Here is a 19,642-nt window from a genome sequence, read left to right as displayed (position 1 = left end):
TGCCGACGATGAAAAATCAGTATAGCTGCCCTGAAAACAATCATTCACGGGTACTTAACCATTATTATCAAAAGGGTTACCCAATAAGCTACTTTAAGAAAGGAGCCGACTACGGTCTTGAAAACACTCGGTATAATTGTAGAGTACAATCCCCTGCATAACGGACATGTCCATCACTGGGAGGAATCTCTTCGCATCACTGGTGCACAACGCACAGTGGCTGTGATGAGTGGTCCTTTCCTTCAGCGGGGTGAACCCGCGATTACAGACAAATGGTCCCGCACCGAAATGGCACTCGCCATGGGTGTGGACCTAGTTCTGGAGCTGCCTGTGGCCTATGCCGTCCAGCCTGCAGAATGGTTTGCCCGCGGAGCGGTCGCCCTGCTCCATGCGACGGGTATCGTCGACGCGCTCTGCTTCGGCAGCGAGAGCGGAGACATCGCCCCGCTGCGCGCGCTGGCTCGCGTGCTGGCGGCAGAGCCGGCCGAGCTCAAGGCCGGCATCGCGCAGCGCCTAAGCAGCGGCACGAGCTATCCCGCTGCCTACGCGGGAGCCGCAGCCGCGCTCGCGGCCGAAGGAGCGGACGGCGCTGCGCTCGCTGCCCTCATGCAGCAGCCCAACAATACGTTGGGGCTGCATTATTTGATTGCGCTGGAACGGCTGGGCAGCACAATCAAGCCCTTCACGGTAGCCCGCACAGGATCGGGCTACCACGAAGCCGTGGCCCCTGCGGACGGAGTCATCGCCAGCGCCACGGCCATCCGCCGTCTGCTGCTGGACGGCGGGCCGGAAGCCGCGTCACCGTACATACCTGCGGCGACACTGGAGATTTTGCGGCGCGAGTGGCAAGCTGAACGCGCGCCGCTGCACTGGGAAGCGTTCAGCCAGCCGTTGCTGAACGCCCTAATCACACGTAGCCCGCAGCAGCTGGCGGAGCTGCACGAGGTCACCGAAGGGCTGGAGCATCGTCTGCAGCAATCGCTGTACACGCTGTCCCAGCCTTCTGTGGAGGCCCTGCTCACCGCGATCAAGACAAGGCGGTATACTCGTACGAAGCTTCAGCGGATGTGTACACATATTTTGCTGAATCATGCCAAAGCCGATATGACTCCGGCTGAGCTGGCGAAAGGTCCGGGCTATATCCGCGTGCTCGGCTTTAACAGGGCTGGACGCGAGCTGCTGGCACGTATGAAGCAAACAGCCACCCTTCCGGTATGGGTCAAGCTGTCTGCCGGATCACATCCCCACCTGGACTGGGATACAGCCGCAGCCGCCATACACGCAGCCGGGATGCCACGTCCCGCCATCCGCGGCATGTATGCTGATTACTTGCGACCGCCCATTATGGTTTGATGGGCAGCTTTTCCATATAATTCAGCGCATCGCCAAGCTTGCGAACCGAAACAAGCTTCATCCGGCTTCCCATTTGCTCAGCTTTGGCCTTGGCCTCTTTATAATTATCCGCAGGAACGAAAAACAATTCCGCACCCTGACGGTCAGCAGCAACTATTTTGTACTTTGCACCACCAATCGCTCCAACCTGACCGTCCTTATCAATAGTACCCGTACCGGCTACACGATATCCCTTACTCAGATCACCTGATGTCAGTTGGTTATAGATTTCCATGGTAAACATCAAACCTGCCGAAGGACCGCCAACATCCGTAGATGTAAAATGAATCGTTTTACGTTCATCCTTCGGCTCTACCTTCTGTACCGTGGCAATACTGACGCCAAAGCCAGAACGTTGCTTACCCGTCTCACTGTCCGTGATGGTCGTTAAGGGAGCTTGCACGGTCAGCAACTTTCCTTCGCGCTTTAGCTTCACTTTAGCCATTTTTCCCGATTTTTCGTCCTCTAAAGCCTTCCGAATGGAACGATTATCGGTCACCCGCACGCCGTTCAGCTCCAATATTTCATCTCCAGGCTCAAACACGCTGTTCGATCCCGGGACCTTAAATACATACACGTAATCTGGCACAATGCGATAGGGAACATGGGCACGGGTGTAGGCAGCCTCCATCGCGGAAGATTGGGAATCCCCCATATACCATACCTGCTCTGCCGCATATTCGTCTTCACTTCTTCCATGCAGACGATCCTCTTTGCGCTGAATCTCCGAATTGCGGTCCAGCTTGGACAGGCCCAACATAATAACATTGGCATAACGCGCCGATACCGTCGTCATCATAAAGGTCCCCCGTTCGATGCTGTCACCCTCCCGGACTTTAACCATCGGTTTGATCTCGTTAGCCCCACCTGGTCCATAGATCAGATAAGGGGTTGGCATATAGACCAGCACATAGACCATTGCAGCCAGCATTAAGACATAACCGGTTGTAAAAAAAACTCTTTTCCGGTTTATTCGTTTCATTGCTTCTCCCCCCCTTGCAGCCTAACTTCTCCTATCTTATCCAAGTGCCTCTGCGCCACCTGTTCTCAAGCCTTCCGAAAAAGCATACATTGTTTACGACAACGTATACGAACAACCTATCCCAAGACAACGAACATGAATAAACACTGGAGACAGCATCCCACTCTCCTTAGTATATTTATGAGAGGTGAATTCTTTGATGCAAAAGGAAGCCCATTCCGCTCCTTATTGGACAACCATACTGCTTGGCCTCGGAGCCATTTTGCTTGTACTGGCTGTTGTCGCCTCACCAGAAGAAGTATTTCAAGCCTCTACTCAAGGCCTTAAGCTATGGTGGAGTATTATTTTCCCAGCCATGCTGCCTTTTTTGATGCTGTCCGAAATGCTTATCGCCTTTGGTCTAGTACATGGACTAGGTATCCTGCTGGAGCCGTTTATGCGATCCTGGTTCCGTCTACCCGGGCGAAGCGGCTGGGTGTTGGCCCTCGGCCTGACCGCGGGATTCCCCGCTGCAGCGGAAGCGGTGCGCCAATGGGCACAACAGGAGGATATGACTGCGTTTCAGCTTCGACGTCTAACCTCTATCGCTCATTTCTGCAATCCGATTACCATCCTGCTCGTCATCGGGACAGGGCTACTGCACAATGCTACCGCAGGCGTGATGTTACTTGCAGTTCACTGGATTTCCGGGCTGCTGGCAGGCTGGATCACCGCCAGACTACCTGTATCGTCCAAAGAATTGCAAAAACGGGAAACGCCAGCTGCCCTACGGCGCACCTCAGTTTCCCGTACTTCTCCCTCCCTGATCCGATCCGCATGGGAAGCTACCCGCTCTGCCAGAGAACGGGACGGCCGCAGTTTCGGAAAACTGTTGGGCGAAACCGTATCCCATGCTGTACAGACGCTGATGGTGACAGGTGGATTCATTATTTTCTTTTCCGTACTGATTCGACTGCTGTCCATATACACAGGCCAAGGATCGCTTTCTTTCATATGGCCTGCCTGGATGGAAATCCATTTGGGTTCCTATGAAATCAGCCGTCTGCCCTACGATCTCCGTACACAAGTAGCCCTGATCAGTGCTGTGTTGGGCTGGGGCGGCCTGTGCGGCTGGCTTCAAATTACCGCCGTCACTAGACCTTCCGACAAGGGCATCACCTTCACCTTGTCACGAGTGCTCCATGGGATCATTGCTTTTGGACTTACCTTAGCGACATGGGTCCCGCTAAACCGCATCGTCAGCAATACAACTCCCGCTTACGTCAGTCGCAGTTCTGTGTCTTCTTTTGTGGAAAGCGTAAATGAATCCGCCACGCATCCTGTCATGACTGGAGCCAGCGGCTTACTAACACAAATAGAAGGAACATCTATGTACCCCTGGCAACTAACCGTACTGTCCATTGCGCTGCTGGGTACAATTATAGTTACCCTGCTGGCCTTTTCCTTTATGACTTCATGGTGGAGCCGCCGCGATTCGCGTTGACCTTCGCACGCAGCGCGTCTTCCACCTCCGGTGCCACCAGATCTACAACCTTGCCATCAAAATGCGCAATTTCCTTCACCATACTGGAACTCAGATATGAATAAGTCGGATTGGTCATCATAAAGATCGTTTCCGCATCCGGGTTCAGCTTATGATTTGTAGAGGCTAATTGCAGCTCATATTCAAAATCAGTCACCGACCGGATTCCTCTGACAATAACCTGGGCCCCTTTTTGACGTACATAATTAGCTGTCAGATCACGGAAGCTGTCCACTTCAACGTTCGGGATATCGCGAGTTACCGTTCGCAGCAGCTCCATTCGTTCCTCAAGTGAAAACAGCGGATTTTTACTAATATTGTTAAGAACCGCTACAATCAATAGATCAAACTGTCTGGCTGCTCTTTGAATAATATCCTGGTGCCCCATCGTCACGGGATCAAAGGTCCCCGGATATACGGCAATACGTGGTTTGTGCTCAATCATGATGATCCTCCCCGTCTGATTCACTGATGCCGAATTTGACCACTCCGGCTTCTGTATGTTCTACGACATCCGACAAAGCATCGGCTGCAAAATGATAAATAGATAACGCCGTTTCACCATAGACTGCTTTTCTGACCTGTTCGAACGGTCCGAAGCTTTCCGGATATTCATGTCCCGATTCATACTCCAGCACGATGATTGCATCTGAACGAAGCAAGTTCAACTCAGCCATACGGCTCATTAATTCATCTCCGTGTTTGAGACGATAGGGTGGATCGAGAAAAACAGCATCAAAAAGAGCTCCACGTTTTGCCAGCACCTTGAGCGCTCGTCCGGCATCATTGCGGAACACTTCAGCCTGTCCTTCCAATCCAGTTTTTCGCAAATTTTCTTTAATGACATCAATGCTTTTGGATTCCATATCAATAAAAACAGCCTTGTCCATTCCCCGGCTAAGCGCCTCTATACCCAGGCCACCACTACCAGCAAACAGATCAAGTGCGACTCCCCCATCAAAATAAGGACCTATCATGCTAAATAACGCTTCCTTGACCTTATCGGTGGTCGGCCGCGTCCCTGTGCCGGGAACTGCCTTTAACGGCCTTCCTTTGGCACTACCCGATACCACTCTCACGCTGAAACTCACCTATTTTCTATATGTGTTCATAACCATATAAGATTATGACGCTATCGTACCACATGCACCGCCGTTTGAAAAACTTAGGATGAGGCAGGTATAAAAAACCATTCCCTGGGCATCCTTAGGATATCGGCATTCAACCAATGTCGTAGACAACCGCGGAGAAGACTTACGTTTCCCCATAAGCTCTTCGTCCGGTTTCTCCTCTCCCATTCGGGCGCTCTTTAATGGAGCGCCTGATTTTTTTTACATAAAAAGAAGCTGCTTAATAGCAGCTCTATGTATCATTTTTCTATTTCGGCATTTTGTTTATTTCAGCAGTTCCTCGGGTGTATCCCCTTGATAAACATACACATAACTTGCCACTGATACAGCAAATGTTGCAAACATAGACAACGATGTGGCTAATCCATATACCATTTTCCTCATCATTCCACTCACCTCCTTCCCCGGATCAATGTTAGACTTTGGACCAAAAAAGCAACAGCCACTACAGAGGAACCGATTACAAAATTAGTACATACAAGCAAGGAGGATAACAGTCGCAAGAGGGGATAAAAACGTACTGGAATGCGCGACTGCTTTTCAATTCTGGATGGGGCAAAACATAAAACGAGAATGAGAGCTATTCCGGTAAACAGGTTTGTCCACCAACTATTTAAGGCAATGCAGGATATGTAAGTAAAAGCTGCTGAGGTCACCAACACACATGCCATGCCCGTTTTCAAATGAATGCCTCCTGATATTTGGCGCAGTAGGGCGAAAGCGACGAGAATCGTTACAGCTTCTACCATCCGCCCCGTGAAGATTGAGGCGAATAGTGTTAACACAATGATCATGGACGCATTCAGAATGAGAGCAAGTGCGTATTGAAGTACCGCGACAGAGGCTGGATGATCAGGCACAGTACGTTTGATCTGGTTAGCAAGTTTGAAAGCCATCGCTTCAATCATCCCGGTATTCCTTTCCGATTGCATAATAGATGAAAAATCCCGAAACCAGTGCAAAAAATATCATACTTAACCATACCTCGTTATAGTAGAGCACAATAGAAGTTGAAATGAGGGACAGGATAATCAGCGTGATGACAATGCCATATTCCTCTTTGAACTTAAGCTTCTTGAAATTAGGGGAAAAGCCGATCCCTTTTCGATACAACATCAATGAAATAAGCAGTCCTACTGCCGCGCTTACCACTTGTAGTAGATAGCCCTTCAAGGACCCATCCTGCAGCTCAGAAACCGGAAGATTGCCGAACATGACTTTTAAGAATACCGACTGAACAACGGCATATGCAAAATAACCTGTAACCGTCATAATACCGGACCACACAATCGGAATCTTCACGACCGTAGCGAGTAAAAAAATAAAAAGCAGCATATTTACGACAGGCACCAAATACGAAAGGGAAAACTCCTCTCGGAGCATATAACTTTGCATATTCATAATCAGGTTAACAAAAATGGCCTGCCAAAGATAAGGGGTCATTTTAACTTTAAAAATACTCAAAATCAGCGCAAAAACAGCTACTCCTTCAAGCGTGGAGAAAAGCAAAAAGCCGATTGGCTTCAAAAGCATGCGTGCATCTCCTTTACAATTCCAACCAACCTCATCGGTGTATTCAAAAACTTGGATGTACATCGAATATAAAGGGCTGGGAGCTACTTTTCAAGAGGTCTTTTCAATTATTTCATAGATTTATTCAAGCACTTCAACCAAATGTTATCGGATGCTGCTTCAAGTTGTAGCTTAGGCAACACTTTCTTTGACCGAATCTCCCTGCTTGCGGACTGGCTTCATACGTGATATAAGCTTTTTCCCCCAAAGGATGCCGGGCTGTTCAATCCACGAGTAGGTAAACCAAGATAGTCCGATGGTGACTAGCAACGTCATGATAAACATAAGTGTGAGGCTGACTAGGGGAGCAAAAGGTATTTTAACCTGTACGATTAGTCCCAGAGCCAGCATATGCGTCAAATACATGCTGTAGCTAAGGCGGCCGATCCATGACCATACCCGATTAAGCAGCCATATCGGCTGCCAGTGATACAAAGCATACGCTCCCAGTAGCAACCCGAAACCTATGAGATAATCGGTCATGCCTCCAAAAAATGCAAATAGCACAGAAACAAGCAGCAAACCTCCACTGACTCGGTCTATACTTTTCCAATGCCGCTCGTCTTTCCAAATAAAAAACAACAATATACCTAGCCCAAAGACAGGCAATTGATTCGGAAACCATAAATACAGATAGTGCCCCCATAAAGAGTGATCACTAATCCATGGATATTGAGCAAATACCGTATTTAGACCGAAGCTTACCACAAGCACCATCACAACAAACCAGGCCGCATGGCGGACTGATCGGATCAGCTTAAATAATAGGGGGATAAACAGATAAAACATACATTCCACCGCAATGGACCATTCCACACCAATAATGCTGTTGATCCAGTACGGATTCAGACCATTCAAAAACAGGACATGAGCAGCGATATTGGCGGCAGTGACTCCCTCCTGATCTCCAAGCCAAAATCTTGGACCTGTCCCGTTCACAGCCAAATAGATTCCTAACATCACGTAATACAAAGGAGCAATCCGAAAAAAACGACGCAACAGGTAAGCTGAAATTCTTTCCCTCTTGTCACCCGAACGTTTGCTCAAGGACAGAAATAGTGTAAAAGCGCTGGCCATATAAAATAAAGCGACTCCTTTAGCTCCTATACTCAAGCCTTTTTGCAACCATCCGTTTAATCCGTCTACATGCTGGCTGACATGCACAAGTAAAACTCCAATAATAGCCAGCGCCCTCAGCGTATCTACAAATTGCAGCTTGTCATCTTCCATTTTCCCCGTGGCTTCGGGCATCGTATCCCTCCATAACAGTCTTGAATGATACATTTCGTATCTATAATACACAAAATGTATCACCAAAGTAAATATCTCCGTTATGCAAAAAAACACCCTCCGACCGCAAAGAAATGCGGCCAAAAGATGTTCATTTTGGTCATGCTATATTCAGCTGTACCCTACAATTGGCAGTGACTTTATTTGTTTAAATGAAAAGGAACGGTCGTTACGATCACGTCTTTATAATTAATCAAATAAGCTCTCATCAGTAAGCTGGTCTGATTGTGTAGAATATTTTCCCACCAGTGCTTGGTGATGAATTGTGGAATGAGAACAGTGATATGGTCCTCGTCTGCTTTTTTCCACTCTACTGTATCGATGAACTTGCGAAGCGGATTAATAATGCTGCGATAACGGGATTTCAGTACCACCAAACGTATACCGACATCCCACTCTTCCCATTTCTGTTCCATTTTGCGAATCGCTTCATCATCCACACCCACATATACGGCAACCACATTGTCCGACAAGGTTTTGGCATAGCTGATCGTATTCATAACGACTCGCGTAATACCTGCCACCGGAATAATAATCGTATTGCCTTTCACCATAGGTTTATCCTTGGTAATATCAATGCGCAGTTGTTCAGCCGTATTTTTGTAATGCCTATTGATCTTCATAAAGAAATACAGAACCAAAGGCAGGAAGATAAAGATTACCCACACCTGGCTAAACTTGGTGAAGATAAAGATAAGCGTAATCGACAACGTGGTCAGCATCCCAACCGTATTAATAGCAAGTTTGACGATCCAGCCTGGCGGTTTGAGCTTGATCCAGCGAATCATCATACCAAGCTGTGAAAGGGTAAACGGAATAAATACCCCTACCGCATAAAGCGGAATCAGATTTTCTGTGTTGCCGCCAAATACGATGACCAGCAATGCCGAGAAGATACTCAGAAACAGGATACCATTGGAGTATCCGAGCCGATCTCCACGGACCATGAACATGTGCGGCATGTATTTGTCCTTCGCGAGCATAAAAGCAAGCAATGGAAAGGCCGAATAGGCTGTATTCGCCGCCAAAAACAAGATGAGCGCCGTTACGCCTTGAATGATGTAATACATCACACCGCGCCCGAAAGTGGCGTTCGCAATTTGCGAGATGACCGTTTCATGCGGATTAGGACGAACACCGTACCAATAAGCCAGCAAACTAATTCCGATAAACATACACCCGAGAATCAAACCCATCATCATTAGTGTAGTTGCTGCATTTTTGGCAGCAGGCTTGCGGAAGTTGGGAATGGCATTCGAGACAGCTTCTACTCCAGTTAACGCCGAGCAACCCGAGCTGAACGCCTTCAGTAACAAGAACAGACTGACGTTGGATACCGTAGCTCCAAATTGCGGTGCTGCAGCATGAGCTCCCCCTGCCACGTAATGAATGATACCGCTAATAATCAAAACAAAAATCGCAACAACAAATAAGTAAATCGGTACAGCCAGCACCGAGGCAGATTCTGTCACCCCGCGCAAGTTCATAATAGTCAAAAAGATAATCATAATCAGAGCAATGGCAATCCGATGATCATGTAACGACGGGAAAGCCGATGTAATGGCATCTGTACCTGCTGATGAGCTAACTGCTACCGTCAGAATATAATCGACCAGCAAAGAACCACCTGCAATCAGACTCGGACTCTTTCCCAAATTGTCCTGTGCAACAATGTACGCTCCTCCGCCACCAGGATAGGAAAATATGGTCTGTCTATAGGACAGGATCAGAATGATCAGCAATCCCAATACCGCAATGGATATAGGAATGGAATACCATAGGGCAGCGAAGCCGGCTGTAATTAAAACCAGCAGAATTTGCTCCGTTCCGTAAGCTACAGAGGACAAGGCATCTGAGGACAGAATGGCCAGTGCCTTGAGCTTATTCAGTTTCTCATCTTCAAGGGCCGTCGACTTTCGCGGACGACCGATTAATAATCTTTTGACTTTACTCAGCATTTCATTGACTCCTTCTTTGGATGAGGGTTTTGCAAAAGAACTATGGATCTTATGTTTATTATGTCACCTGAACATCAGATTGATGAAACAAATGAACTATTATTTTATACTCCCTCATCCTGAAAAAAACAATAAGGAATGCTCCCTAAAATGAGCATTCCCGAGTAAGAAAGAGTATTTCGATAAAATACCCTTATGTATACAGTAATTTGAACCTTTCAGGCGTAATTCCTTCAGCTCGGCGGAAAGTTGCCACAAAATGACTGGCATCTCGGAATCCTACTCGCTCCGAAATCTCCTTTACTGTTAATTGCGGATATTCCGTCATCATTTCCTTGGCCTTCCGCAGCCGAATTACAATCAGATAAGCATAAGAAGTCACACCAAACGCTTGCTTAAATAATGTATTTAAATGACGGGAGCTGACATTCATCATAACTGCCATATCACCTAGGCCCACATCTGGACTGGCATAATTTTGCTCCATAAAGGCTAGTACAGGGGTTAAACGTTCTACATTATGGGATAGGGAAGGCATCGAGCTATGTTGTCCATGTTTACGCAATAGAGTCAGAAAACGATACATATTGGCCGAAGCATCTAATCCAGACAAATCACGTTCACTAACCATGGAATGGAGCATAGTTTCCCCAAAGCTGTGTAGCTCGCTATCCGGGTCCCAATGATACCCACGCGTATGCTTCAATCCCAGTGCAGTCAATACAGCAGCGGCGATGGGGCCGTCAAATGTAATGTATAACGTTCGCCATACCTTGGTCGCCCGTCTGTATGCATGGGATTCCCCGGGCAGCAGCAGAACCCCGGACTGCTCTCCCAAACGGAAGCTCCCCCCTTTAAATGTAAATATCCCTTCACCAGACACTGTCTGAATCCAGTGAAAGCACGGATAACCCTCTGGACGGGACACATCCTCCTGCCTGCTGTTAAATCCGATACTTTCAATAAAAAGGGGTAAAGAATGCTCACGCGTAGTCAGGAAAAATCTTAAATGATGGGGAGTTAAAATCATAAAAAGCACCTCCGGCGTATGCGGGTATGTATTTCACATGTAGATCCATATTGTTATATACACGTTCATTTTATTATATTTAAAAGCAGTTATTTGTATTATAAGATAGGATTATTCTTATATACAGAGGTGATTGGCATGATAAGCAGTAAACTTCCTAAAGTATTTTACGGTGGAGATTATAATCCTGAGCAATGGGATGAGGCCACGCATCAGGAAGATTTACGGATGTTCAGGCAAGCAGGGATTGATATCGCCACGGTCAACGTATTCTCATGGGCCAAAATTCAGTCCGACGAAATCACATATCATTTTGAATGGCTGGATCAATTGATTGACAGTCTTTATGAAAGCGATATCTTCGTTTGTTTAGCTACTAGCACAGCAGCGCATCCAGCCTGGATGGCTACGCGTTATCCCGACATTCTGCGGGTCGATGCTGACGGGCGTAAGCGGAAATTCGGTGGACGCCACAACTCCTGTCCGAACAGTCCAACGTATCGAAAATACGCGGAGCAGATGGCTGACCGAATTGCAGAACGATACAAAAACCATCCTGCGATCCTCGTGTGGCACGTGTCCAATGAGTACGGCGGGGATTGCTATTGTGATAACTGTGCGGCCGCATTTCGGGTGTGGCTCAAGCAAAAATACAGATCACTGGAAGAACTAAACCGGGTGTGGAATACTTCCTTCTGGGGTCACACCTTCTATGATTGGGATGAAATTGTACCGCCAAATAATCTGAGCGAGCATTGGGGAGAAAATCACTCGACCTTTCAGGGCATATCCCTCGATTATGCACGCTTTAATTCAGACAGTATGCTTGATTGTTATCTGCTGGAGTATAACGCGATTAAAAAACATGTTCCCGATGCCGTGATAACGACCAATCTGATGGGCTTTTTTAAACAACTGGACTATTTTAAATGGGCTAAGCACATAGATATTGTATCTTGGGACAGCTATCCCGGGGCCAATACTCCGATAAGCTATACGGCGATGGCGCACGATCTGATGCGCGGCTTGAAGGATGGGCAACCCTTTATGCTGATGGAGCAAACACCGAGCCAGCAGAACTGGCAGGCGTATAATTCGCTTAAACGGCCTGGCGTTATGCGGTTATGGAGTTATCAGGCAGTCGCGCATGGCGCGGACACGGTCATGTTCTTCCAGCTTCGCCGCTCGATCGGCGCTTGTGAGAAATTCCACGGGGCCGTCATTGAACATGCCGGGCATGAGAACACACGTGTATTTCGCGAGGTGGCACAGCTTGGCAGTGAGCTTGGCGCATTAGGCAACACGCTACTTGACGCGACCGTTAATGCCAAAGTAGCCATTTTATTCGATTGGGACAATTGGTGGGCTTTGGAAAAATCAAGCGGCCCTTCTGTCGCCTTGAAATATGTGGATCAGGTGCACAAGTATTATGCTCCCCTCTTCCGGCGGAATGTACAGGTAGATCTGATTTCTGTTGATGCAGATTTCCAGAAATATGATCTCATTATCGCGCCTGTACTCTACATGGTCAAGCCGGGTACCGCCAAGAAGCTGGAACAATTCACAGAGCATGGTGGCACCTTCGTAACGACCTTTTTCAGTGGCATTGTAAATGAAAATGATCTGGTCTCAACCGGAGGATATCCTGGTAAACTGCGTAACTTGCTTGGGATCTGGGTGGAAGAAATAGACGCGCTTCTGCCGGAATCACACAATCGCATTGTATTGAAAGAAAAGGTGGGCGTATTACAAGGTGAATATAAATGCGGTCTGCTCTGCGACTTGTTGCATAGCGAAGGCGCTGAGGTGCTGGCCGAATACGGCGATGATTTCTATCAGGGCATGCCAGTGCTGACACGTAATCGTTTCGGTCAAGGTGAGGCATGGTACGTTGCTTCAGATCCTGAAGAGACTTTCCTTGATGGCCTGCTGGGCTACATTTGTGAGCAAAAAGGGATTCCATCCCTACTGCGCGCTCCTGCGGGTGTAGAAGCCACTGTACGGACCAAAGATGGAAAATCGTATCTATTCGTTCTGAATCATAACGCCCAGACGCAGCAATATCATCTGGATGATCAGAAAGGGAACGAACTGATCAGCGGTAAAGACCTGGAAGGAGATATTTCTATTGAAGGCTACGGCTTTCAAGTACTGGAGCTATCATAATCACTCAGATTTGACTCATGCAGTTCAGTTTGCCGCATGAGTCAAATCTAGGTATCAAAGGAGTTCATCATGAAACGACTGCTATGGATCGGCAGCTTGTCTTATTTTTTAATCGGCCTGGCACACGTGGTTGTAGGCTCCCTACTGCCTGTGTTGTTAGAGCATTACGGTAGAAACTATACGGACGGCGGAAGCCTAATCTTCGCTCAATTTTCAGGTTTTCTGGCTGGAGTCCTGCTGTCGCCGTGGCTTGCCCGGCGTTTCGGCAAACGCCGAAGTCTAGTATTCGCCCTGCTCCTGCTGTGCGCGGCTGAAGTGCTGTACTCATTGCTGCCGCCTTGGGGTTGGCTATATGCCGTCGGGGCAGCAGCCGGGTTTGGCTTCGGCATGGTGGAAACACTCATTGGCACTATTATTATCAGCGGTATTACTCAAGGAACGGGCGCGGCGATGAGCCGTCTGGAAGTCTTTTTTGGGATCGGCGCGTTGGCTATGCCCGCTATCGCCAGCCAGCTCATTGCTCTCGGTTGGTGGCGATTGGCCTTTCCCATCATTTCCATGTTTGCAGCCGTGACCGTCATAGCTTGGCTGCGTGGGTCCTTCGGCACGCTGGACGCTGTATTAGACCAACAGGAACACCGAGGTGACAACCATGCGCGTTCCACCAACTCACCCAAATCCCCCACGGTGGAGGCTTCTAAAGGTAGCCCTATAGGCAATTGGAAGCTACTTGCACTATTTATCGTCTTTTTCTTTATCTATGTAGGAACAGAGATGAGCCTGGCTAATTTCCTGCCCTCCATGTTCATCGAACGTTTGGGTCTCACACAAGCCGAAGCAGCACTTAGTGTCACCTGCTTCTGGTTAGCAATGGCTACCGGCCGGTTATTCACAGGCTACATTGCCGATCGATACGGCTACGGTGTCTTTGTCGCCCTGAGCTCGCTGGCAGCGACCTTGCTGCTATGCGTGTTCCCGCTGATCAAAGGCACTGCCGGCGCCTTTATCCTTATTGTACTGCTGGGGCTGGGCATGTCCGGGATCTTCTCCATCGCACTTGTTTTTGCCAGCAAAATGATGCCAGGCACCGAAGAATCCACCACCAGCCTGCTTATAGGCGCAGGTGGAGTTGGAGGAGCTCTGCTGCCTTTATGGCTCGGAAATAGCATGGATCGTGGTGGAGCAGTCTCATCGGCGTGGTTGCTGGCAGGCTTCGCCTGCATCCTGTGTCTGCTTGGGGGCATCTTGTACGCCCTATATGTGCGCAAAAAGCGGCTTCAAACCGCTTCATCATGATACACGTCTCTACTGGCGCATTTGTCTGTTCCTTGGTTATCATCCAAGTGCACATTCAAAGGTTCTTTTTTACATACTAGACGAATGTACCTTGTACAGCAGCCTGTTTTTAGTCAAAATAGATCGTTTCCTATGGATCACAGGACAGATATCCATGCCTCCTCTAGATGAATGGAGTAGTATACAACAAACCATATGGAGGTGTTTGTATTGGGTCATCCTGAATTAAAACGAAAAAAAGGCCGTAAAAAAAATGTTTTTGTCCGTGCCTGGTTTGATAAGTTAGAAAAAAAGTTTGAGGAAAAGCCCCCAAAAAGAAAAGGCCGCTCGAAACGGAAAGGGTTCGGGAAAGACATCATCGTCAAAAAGCAACTTGTAAGTGTGAATATTAATCATGGCGCTTTAGGGCCTGAAGGGGATTCTGGAACCATAGGTGATTTAGCACAGTTCGGTTATATTTATAATGTGAAGCCCCAAGTTGTTCCGATTGAAGGGGATGTTATTTTGGATACAAACAGTATACTTACACCTGGAATTGCTCATGTTCCAGGAACTACACAGATTGCTGTATCCGATGCTGGTAAATATGAAGTTCACTTTTCGGTGTCCGGTGTGGAACCTAACCAATTCGCCCTCTTTATTAATGGCGCACTGGCTGAGGGAACTGTATACGGATCAGGAGCCGGGACACAACAGAACACAGGGCAAGCCATCCTCGCTCTGGCATGCGGTGACGTCCTTACTTTGCGAAACCATAGCTCTACTACTGCTGTTACCCTGCAAACACAAGCCGGAGGAACTCAAGCCAGCATAAACGCTTCTGTCCTCATTAGAAAATTGGGATAGGCTTGAACTCCCGCAAAGTCTCAGTGTACTAAAAAGGGTTTATCCATACAGCGAGGATAAACCCTGAATATTTTTAAAAGGCCATAATGATCCCTTTGTCATTGGCGTACATTGAACTAATCCCTCTGGTGGACACAATATGAATATCTTTAAATTGATAGCGTTTCTTCAGCGCATTCATTAATTTTTCCGCCAGCCCAGGATTATTGCAGTGAGTAATGACGATGCTTTCCCCTTCGGTAGCCCGGCCACTTTTTTCAATAGTATCTGCCAGCTTTTCGATAATTTGATTCTGACCGCGTGCTTGAGTAAAAAATGCGATATTCCCGTCACCATCCGAGCCTAAAATAGGCCTGATATGCAAGAGTGAAAGTATCTTTCCAGTGATTTTATTCATCCGTCCGTTCTTAACCAAATTATCCAGATTTTCTAAAACAAAGTAGGTTTTCATCTTGCTAATAAAGCTCTCCAAGGAAGAAATAATTTCGCTTTTATGATATCCCTCGTCAATCAACTTGCGTAGTTTTAGAGCTAACAAGAGCTGTCCAGCCGAAGCGCTTTTCGAATCAAATACATGAACATCCGCCCCTTCTTCTTCCGCCATATCTTTTCCTACCAATGCACTGGAATACGAACTGGACAGGTTGCTGGATAATGTAATGGCAAAAGAAGTATGCGCACCTTGAAAGGCTTCCTTATACAGCATAGGTGACGGTGATGCGGATCCAATTTTGGTTGTACAGGCTTTCATTTCTTCCATAAACTGAGGCAAGTCCAATGTGTCATCATCTACAAAGCATTTATCTCCCAGCGTCATATTCAACGGAATCGTAGTAACTTGCATCTCTTCTCTAAGCTCTCTCGTTAAATCACAGCAGCTATCCGCTATTATTTTATATCTCACCCGGTACACCCTCACATTATGTTATTTTTCAATAGAACGCGCATTCATAATACTCAAAGAAAGCTCAATTAACCGTATAAATTCCTTCACATTCTTCTCACCCAAACCTACCACAAGCGCTTCAAAATAACCTTCAATTCCCTCTTGCTTCTGTTTGATCAAGGATTCACCATCTACTGTGAGCCTTACACACATTCGTCGTCTGTCATGCTCAGACATTTCCATAGTCACATAGCCTTTTTTTCTTAATCCCGTAAGCGCTGCCGTAATTCTTGATCTGGATACATGCAGATGATCGCTGAGCAAGGAAGGATTAATTTCATCATCCCGATGCTGAACTAAATATTGAAGCACATGGTTTTCCCCCTGAACAAGCTCCGTGAGGCTACTGAATAATTCCATGCCATAAATCCGGTTAACGGATTCTCTCAATTCGTCCCTTAGTTCATAATATTTCATAGTGAACCTCCGCCACACACATAATACATACAGTTAACTATTAATACTATGTACTATAATGAATTGCCCACGATAATAACAATGAAATATTTGTGAATTTTAATACAAGGGTTAATGAGCTCAGCGTCGAATAAGAAAAAATACGCTTGATCACCTCTTGCCAGTTTACAGTAAAGGAGTTGTTACATAAGATGAAACGGTTTAGATGCTATTACAAATTCAAAAGATCTATGGACCCGGATGTTGGAGAAATATAAGCATTTACAAGAAAAGGCCAACCACTAAATACGGGTTGACCTCATCATTTAAAAGAATGTCTTACGTTTCTAAGAGAACATAAACTGACTTTACAGCACCGTTTTAACCGTGTCTTGGACTTGCTTCAGCAGTCCTTTATAGCCATCTTCATCAAGGTAACCAATACTTCCAAGCAGTAAGTGACCGACGGATTCAATTCCAACGAAATCAAAAATCCCCGTATCTGATGTGATCTTCAATCCTGCGGTCATACCGATTTCATCGTAGATCGCGTTGGGAGTACCGTGTGTATTCACGATAAAACCTTTTTTACCTGTAAGCAGCTTATTAATCCCTTCTACACCAGCCGTATATGCAAAGCCGTATGCAAATACACGGTCAACGTAACCTTTCAGGATAGCCGGAAGACCTGTCCACCAGATGGGAGAAATAAAAGTAATCGTATCCGATTGTGAGATGTATTCCTGCTCGACTTTGATATCAGCCGGGGTTTGCCCTGCTCTCATAGCGGCAGTATCCTCAGGTTTTAATACAGGTTGAAAATCAAGGGCATATAGATCGCGTACAACGACTTAGTCACCTTTTTCTTTCAAGGTATTTACAACCGTTTCAAGTATCGCATGATTGAAACTTTCTGCGTTAGAGTGAGCATAGATGATAAGATGTTTCATTTTAATAACCTCCCGATGTTTTATTGTTATTTTGATATTAATATAGATATCTATACATTTACTTAAAAAAATTTATAATCTGTTTTTGACATGCTCCAGCAGATATTCCAGCTGTTCTTTTTCTTCATCTTTGAGACCACCATAGATCGTTTCTTGTAATCTGTTGGAGATCATCTCAAATATAGGCTCTATCTCTCTTCCCTTATCGGTCAGAAATATCAGGGTAACTCGACTATCCTCCCTTTCTTTTTTTCTTTCGACATACCCCAACTTCACTAGCTTGTCGATCAAAACAGTAACAGTGGGTTGCTGACGAGAAATTTTTTGCGTCAATTCCTTAATGGAAAGCCCGTCCTTTTGATAAAGGAACATTAGAATTCCACCATGAGTAGGAACAATCCCTTCAATTCCATTCGCTTCAAGCTCAGACACAATCAATTTATTGATTGAGTCTCTAATGGTTCCTATCAGTGCAGCTGCATTATTTTTTAACATACAAGCATTATTACATAGACATCTATATATATCAAGTATTGATGTCAGTCTGATCTGGTTTTAGTATATGAATGATTTCAAAGAACTAGGATTAAGTCTGTTATAATGAGATCTAAATTAGATAGGAGCTTGTTAAATGGAGCAGCTTTAAAGAAAATATGACTTAATCTAAAATGGTTCATGATGGACTACTATCCAGACGCATAAAAAAACCAAAATACCAAAGTTCCTTACCTCACTTTGAGTATTTTGGCTTACAGTGTTTATTTATGAAAGGAAGAGGTGTTCAAAGTATGATATGTTTTAGTTGAGCGTTTGAAGTACCTCAGGTGTAAAGGTTTGAAGATCATGAATTCGGCCTTCACGTATTTTCGTAGCCCAAGCAGGATCTCCCAGAAGCGCACGCCCAACAGCTACCAGATCAAATTCATTGTTGTCCAGCCGTTCCAGAAGTTCATTAATATCTTGGTGTCCTGCCCCTTTTCCTTCCGTATAACTTACAAAATCCTCATCCAGACCTACAGAGCCAACCGTAATCGTGGTTTTTCCAGTCAGCTTCTTCACCCATCCGGCAAAGCTCAAATCGGAGCCTTCAAATTCAGGTACCCAAAAGCGACGTGTCGAGCAATGGAAGATGTCCACGCCCGCTTGTACTAACACATTCAGGAGCTGCCCCAGTTTATCCGGTGTATCGAACGGCTTTGCGTTGTAATCATTCATTTTCCATTGGGATAGACGCATGGCAATAGGGTAGTCAGGGCCAACCTCAGCACGAATAGCTTCCACAAGCTCAATGGCGAATTGAGCACGTTTTATGATATCACCACCATAGCGATCCGTACGTTGGTTCGTTCTCTCCCAAAAGAATTGATCAACCAGATAGCCGTGTGCTCCGTGAATTTCAACGCCGTCAAAGCCCAGTCGTTTTGCATTCGCAGCTGCATCGACATAGGCGCCAATGACCTTGGCAATTTCTTCTTCTGTCATCGGCTCGGTCACTTTATTGCCTTCCAGATCCAGCCCCGATGGACCAATCGATAGCGCTTCGGGATTCGGCTGAGATCCCAAAGGACGAGCCATCCCCATATGCCAAAGCTGTGGGAAAATTTTACTACCAGCTTCATGAACCTGTCTGACCACTTCAGCCCAACCGTTTAAAGCCGCTTCCCCATAAAAATTAGGTATCCTCGGCTCACTTGTTCCAGCCGGATGGTCAATCACTGCACCTTCAGTAATAATAAGGCCTACATCATTCTCTGCACGACGGCGATAATAAGCGGCTACATCCGGTCCTGGCACACCATTTGGTGAAAAAGCGCGGCCCATTGCAGGCATTACAATACGAGTCTGTAAGGTCAGATTATGAATGGTATAAGGTTGAAATAAAGCTTCTGTTGAATGGACATTTTTTGGTTGATTACTCAAGGATTGTACCTCCTCATTTTCTTTTATCGTTTTAAAGGATTATATATAAGGCTCGTGCATCATCAAACGGGGTGCAAGTAAAATGTTAGCAATGTTTAATTTATCATTCAACCGACAAAATGTTCATTCTGTTGCTTAACCAAAAGGGTTATGAAATTGTTGTATATCCAAATTCACTTGTTGACAAAACAACACATGTTTATAATGGGGGAATCATTTGATTTACCTGAAAGGAGTGTCTTGAGG

Annotated in this window: 19 protein-coding genes and 1 pseudogene; 5 read left to right on the top strand and 15 right to left on the bottom strand. The window is 46.3% G+C overall.

Translation table 11 applies throughout. From position 1 onward, the window contains the following. The first annotated feature begins 117 nt into the window (after window positions 1-117). Window positions 118-1,353: a nucleotidyltransferase gene (locus ACWGXJ_RS09890; protein ID WP_452566662.1), complete on the top strand. Its 1,236-nt coding sequence runs from the start codon at window positions 118-120 to the stop codon at window positions 1,351-1,353. Here the strand turns inward: ACWGXJ_RS09890 and ACWGXJ_RS09885 are convergent. After that, window positions 1,343-2,374, bottom strand: a complete 1,032-nt coding sequence (locus ACWGXJ_RS09885; RefSeq protein WP_452566661.1) for a YlbL family protein — start codon at window positions 2,372-2,374, stop codon at window positions 1,343-1,345. The genes ACWGXJ_RS09890 and ACWGXJ_RS09885 overlap by 11 nt on opposite strands. A gap of 199 nt (window positions 2,375-2,573) precedes the next feature. Here ACWGXJ_RS09885 and ACWGXJ_RS09880 point away from each other — a divergent pair, with 199 nt between their 5' ends. Beyond that, window positions 2,574-3,857, top strand: a complete 1,284-nt coding sequence (locus ACWGXJ_RS09880) for a nucleoside recognition protein (RefSeq protein WP_348622466.1) — start codon at window positions 2,574-2,576, stop codon at window positions 3,855-3,857. Here the strand turns inward: ACWGXJ_RS09880 and coaD are convergent. From coaD to ACWGXJ_RS09835, 9 genes are all read right to left on the bottom strand, one after another. Further along, window positions 3,820-4,341: a pantetheine-phosphate adenylyltransferase gene (gene coaD, locus ACWGXJ_RS09875; protein WP_250261723.1), complete on the bottom strand. Its 522-nt coding sequence runs from the start codon at window positions 4,339-4,341 to the stop codon at window positions 3,820-3,822. The two genes, ACWGXJ_RS09880 and coaD, sit on opposite strands and share 38 nt — an antisense overlap. Further along, complete coding sequence (gene rsmD, locus ACWGXJ_RS09870) at window positions 4,334-4,975, bottom strand: 16S rRNA (guanine(966)-N(2))-methyltransferase RsmD (RefSeq protein WP_061831348.1); 642 nt, start codon at window positions 4,973-4,975, stop codon at window positions 4,334-4,336. Before rsmD ends, coaD begins: the two co-directional genes overlap by 8 nt. A 315-nt stretch (window positions 4,976-5,290) precedes the next feature. After that, the gene (locus ACWGXJ_RS09865) at window positions 5,291-5,413 is read right to left on the bottom strand and encodes a cyclic lactone autoinducer peptide (protein ID WP_023988155.1); all 123 of its coding nucleotides are present in this window, start codon (window positions 5,411-5,413) and stop codon (window positions 5,291-5,293) included. A gap of 5 nt (window positions 5,414-5,418) precedes the next feature. Beyond that, entirely contained in the window at window positions 5,419-5,934 is a 516-nt protein-coding gene (locus ACWGXJ_RS09860; protein ID WP_322176364.1) for an accessory gene regulator ArgB-like protein, read from the bottom strand. Continuing rightward, window positions 5,927-6,559, bottom strand: a complete 633-nt coding sequence (locus tag ACWGXJ_RS09855) for a hypothetical protein (RefSeq protein ID WP_061831346.1) — start codon at window positions 6,557-6,559, stop codon at window positions 5,927-5,929. The genes ACWGXJ_RS09860 and ACWGXJ_RS09855 overlap by 8 nt, the downstream gene beginning before the upstream one ends. 171 nt (window positions 6,560-6,730) lie before the next feature. Continuing rightward, window positions 6,731-7,849: an acyltransferase family protein gene (locus ACWGXJ_RS09850; RefSeq protein ID WP_452566660.1), complete on the bottom strand. Its 1,119-nt coding sequence runs from the start codon at window positions 7,847-7,849 to the stop codon at window positions 6,731-6,733. Then, on the bottom strand, window positions 7,818-7,889 hold the full coding sequence (locus ACWGXJ_RS09845; protein ID WP_367987578.1) for a hypothetical protein: 72 nt from the start codon (window positions 7,887-7,889) through the stop codon (window positions 7,818-7,820). The genes ACWGXJ_RS09850 and ACWGXJ_RS09845 overlap by 32 nt, the downstream gene beginning before the upstream one ends. A 139-nt stretch (window positions 7,890-8,028) precedes the next feature. After that, window positions 8,029-9,846 (bottom strand): APC family permease, encoded by a 1,818-nt coding sequence (locus tag ACWGXJ_RS09840; protein ID WP_061831344.1) that lies wholly within the window; start codon window positions 9,844-9,846, stop codon window positions 8,029-8,031. Window positions 9,847-10,039: 193 nt separating this feature from the next. Continuing rightward, a complete protein-coding gene (locus ACWGXJ_RS09835) occupies window positions 10,040-10,876 on the bottom strand; it encodes an AraC family transcriptional regulator (RefSeq protein ID WP_061831343.1) in 837 nt (278 codons plus the stop codon). A 138-nt stretch (window positions 10,877-11,014) separates the two neighbouring features. On the opposite strand from ACWGXJ_RS09835, the gene ACWGXJ_RS09830 reads away from it, so the two are divergent. The 3 genes from ACWGXJ_RS09830 (at window position 11,015) to ACWGXJ_RS09820 (ending at window position 15,184) form a co-directional block, all read left to right on the top strand. Next, complete coding sequence (locus tag ACWGXJ_RS09830; RefSeq protein WP_452566659.1) at window positions 11,015-13,042, top strand: beta-galactosidase; 2,028 nt, start codon at window positions 11,015-11,017, stop codon at window positions 13,040-13,042. A 69-nt stretch (window positions 13,043-13,111) separates the two neighbouring features. Then, entirely contained in the window at window positions 13,112-14,338 is a 1,227-nt protein-coding gene (locus ACWGXJ_RS09825; RefSeq protein WP_452566658.1) for an MFS transporter, read from the top strand. A 210-nt stretch (window positions 14,339-14,548) separates the two neighbouring features. Continuing rightward, entirely contained in the window at window positions 14,549-15,184 is a 636-nt protein-coding gene (locus tag ACWGXJ_RS09820) for a BclA C-terminal domain-containing protein (protein ID WP_452566657.1), read from the top strand. Window positions 15,185-15,257: 73 nt separating this feature from the next. On the opposite strand, the gene ACWGXJ_RS09815 is transcribed toward ACWGXJ_RS09820, so the two are convergent. From ACWGXJ_RS09815 to ACWGXJ_RS09795, 5 genes and pseudogenes are all read right to left on the bottom strand, one after another. Beyond that, window positions 15,258-16,088 carry a DegV family protein gene (locus ACWGXJ_RS09815; RefSeq protein WP_025718529.1) on the bottom strand — a complete coding sequence of 277 codons (831 nt, stop codon included), beginning with the start codon at window positions 16,086-16,088 and terminating at the stop codon, window positions 15,258-15,260. Window positions 16,089-16,109: 21 nt separating this feature from the next. Then, window positions 16,110-16,547, bottom strand: coding sequence for a MarR family winged helix-turn-helix transcriptional regulator (locus ACWGXJ_RS09810; RefSeq protein WP_452566656.1), 438 nt, complete (start codon window positions 16,545-16,547; stop codon window positions 16,110-16,112). A gap of 347 nt (window positions 16,548-16,894) precedes the next feature. Then, window positions 16,895-17,476 (bottom strand): annotated as a pseudogene (locus ACWGXJ_RS09805) (NAD(P)H-dependent oxidoreductase). A gap of 72 nt (window positions 17,477-17,548) precedes the next feature. Further along, the gene (locus tag ACWGXJ_RS09800; protein ID WP_061831337.1) at window positions 17,549-17,971 is read right to left on the bottom strand and encodes a MarR family winged helix-turn-helix transcriptional regulator; all 423 of its coding nucleotides are present in this window, start codon (window positions 17,969-17,971) and stop codon (window positions 17,549-17,551) included. Between the two features lie 303 nt (window positions 17,972-18,274). After that, entirely contained in the window at window positions 18,275-19,396 is a 1,122-nt protein-coding gene (locus tag ACWGXJ_RS09795; protein WP_452566655.1) for an NADH:flavin oxidoreductase, read from the bottom strand. Window positions 19,397-19,642: the final 246 nt, after the last annotated feature.

This window comes from Paenibacillus sp. S33 (genome assembly GCF_053615415.1).
Note: the sequence above shows the minus strand (reverse complement) of the source record. Positions and strands in the feature narration are given on the sequence as shown.

Bases quoted from the DNA above. Each gene is read 5' to 3' on its own strand.
- ACWGXJ_RS09880 (WP_348622466.1), top strand. From the start codon at position 2,574: ATGCAAAAGGAAGCCCATTCCGCTCCTTATTGGACAACCATACTGCTT.
- ACWGXJ_RS09800 (WP_061831337.1), bottom strand. From the start codon at position 17,971: ATGTTAAAAAATAATGCAGCTGCACTGATAGGAACCATTAGAGACTCA.
- ACWGXJ_RS09850 (WP_452566660.1), bottom strand. From the start codon at position 7,849: ATGCCCGAAGCCACGGGGAAAATGGAAGATGACAAGCTGCAATTTGTA.
- ACWGXJ_RS09855 (WP_061831346.1), bottom strand. From the start codon at position 6,559: ATGCTTTTGAAGCCAATCGGCTTTTTGCTTTTCTCCACGCTTGAAGGA.
- ACWGXJ_RS09860 (WP_322176364.1), bottom strand. From the start codon at position 5,934: ATGATTGAAGCGATGGCTTTCAAACTTGCTAACCAGATCAAACGTACT.
- ACWGXJ_RS09885 (WP_452566661.1), bottom strand. From the start codon at position 2,374: ATGAAACGAATAAACCGGAAAAGAGTTTTTTTTACAACCGGTTATGTC.
- ACWGXJ_RS09830 (WP_452566659.1), top strand. From the start codon at position 11,015: ATGATAAGCAGTAAACTTCCTAAAGTATTTTACGGTGGAGATTATAAT.
- ACWGXJ_RS09835 (WP_061831343.1), bottom strand. From the start codon at position 10,876: ATGATTTTAACTCCCCATCATTTAAGATTTTTCCTGACTACGCGTGAG.
- ACWGXJ_RS09810 (WP_452566656.1), bottom strand. From the start codon at position 16,547: ATGAAATATTATGAACTAAGGGACGAATTGAGAGAATCCGTTAACCGG.
- coaD (WP_250261723.1), bottom strand. From the start codon at position 4,341: ATGATTGAGCACAAACCACGTATTGCCGTATATCCGGGGACCTTTGAT.
- ACWGXJ_RS09825 (WP_452566658.1), top strand. From the start codon at position 13,112: ATGAAACGACTGCTATGGATCGGCAGCTTGTCTTATTTTTTAATCGGC.
- ACWGXJ_RS09865 (WP_023988155.1), bottom strand. From the start codon at position 5,413: ATGATGAGGAAAATGGTATATGGATTAGCCACATCGTTGTCTATGTTT.
- ACWGXJ_RS09840 (WP_061831344.1), bottom strand. From the start codon at position 9,846: ATGCTGAGTAAAGTCAAAAGATTATTAATCGGTCGTCCGCGAAAGTCG.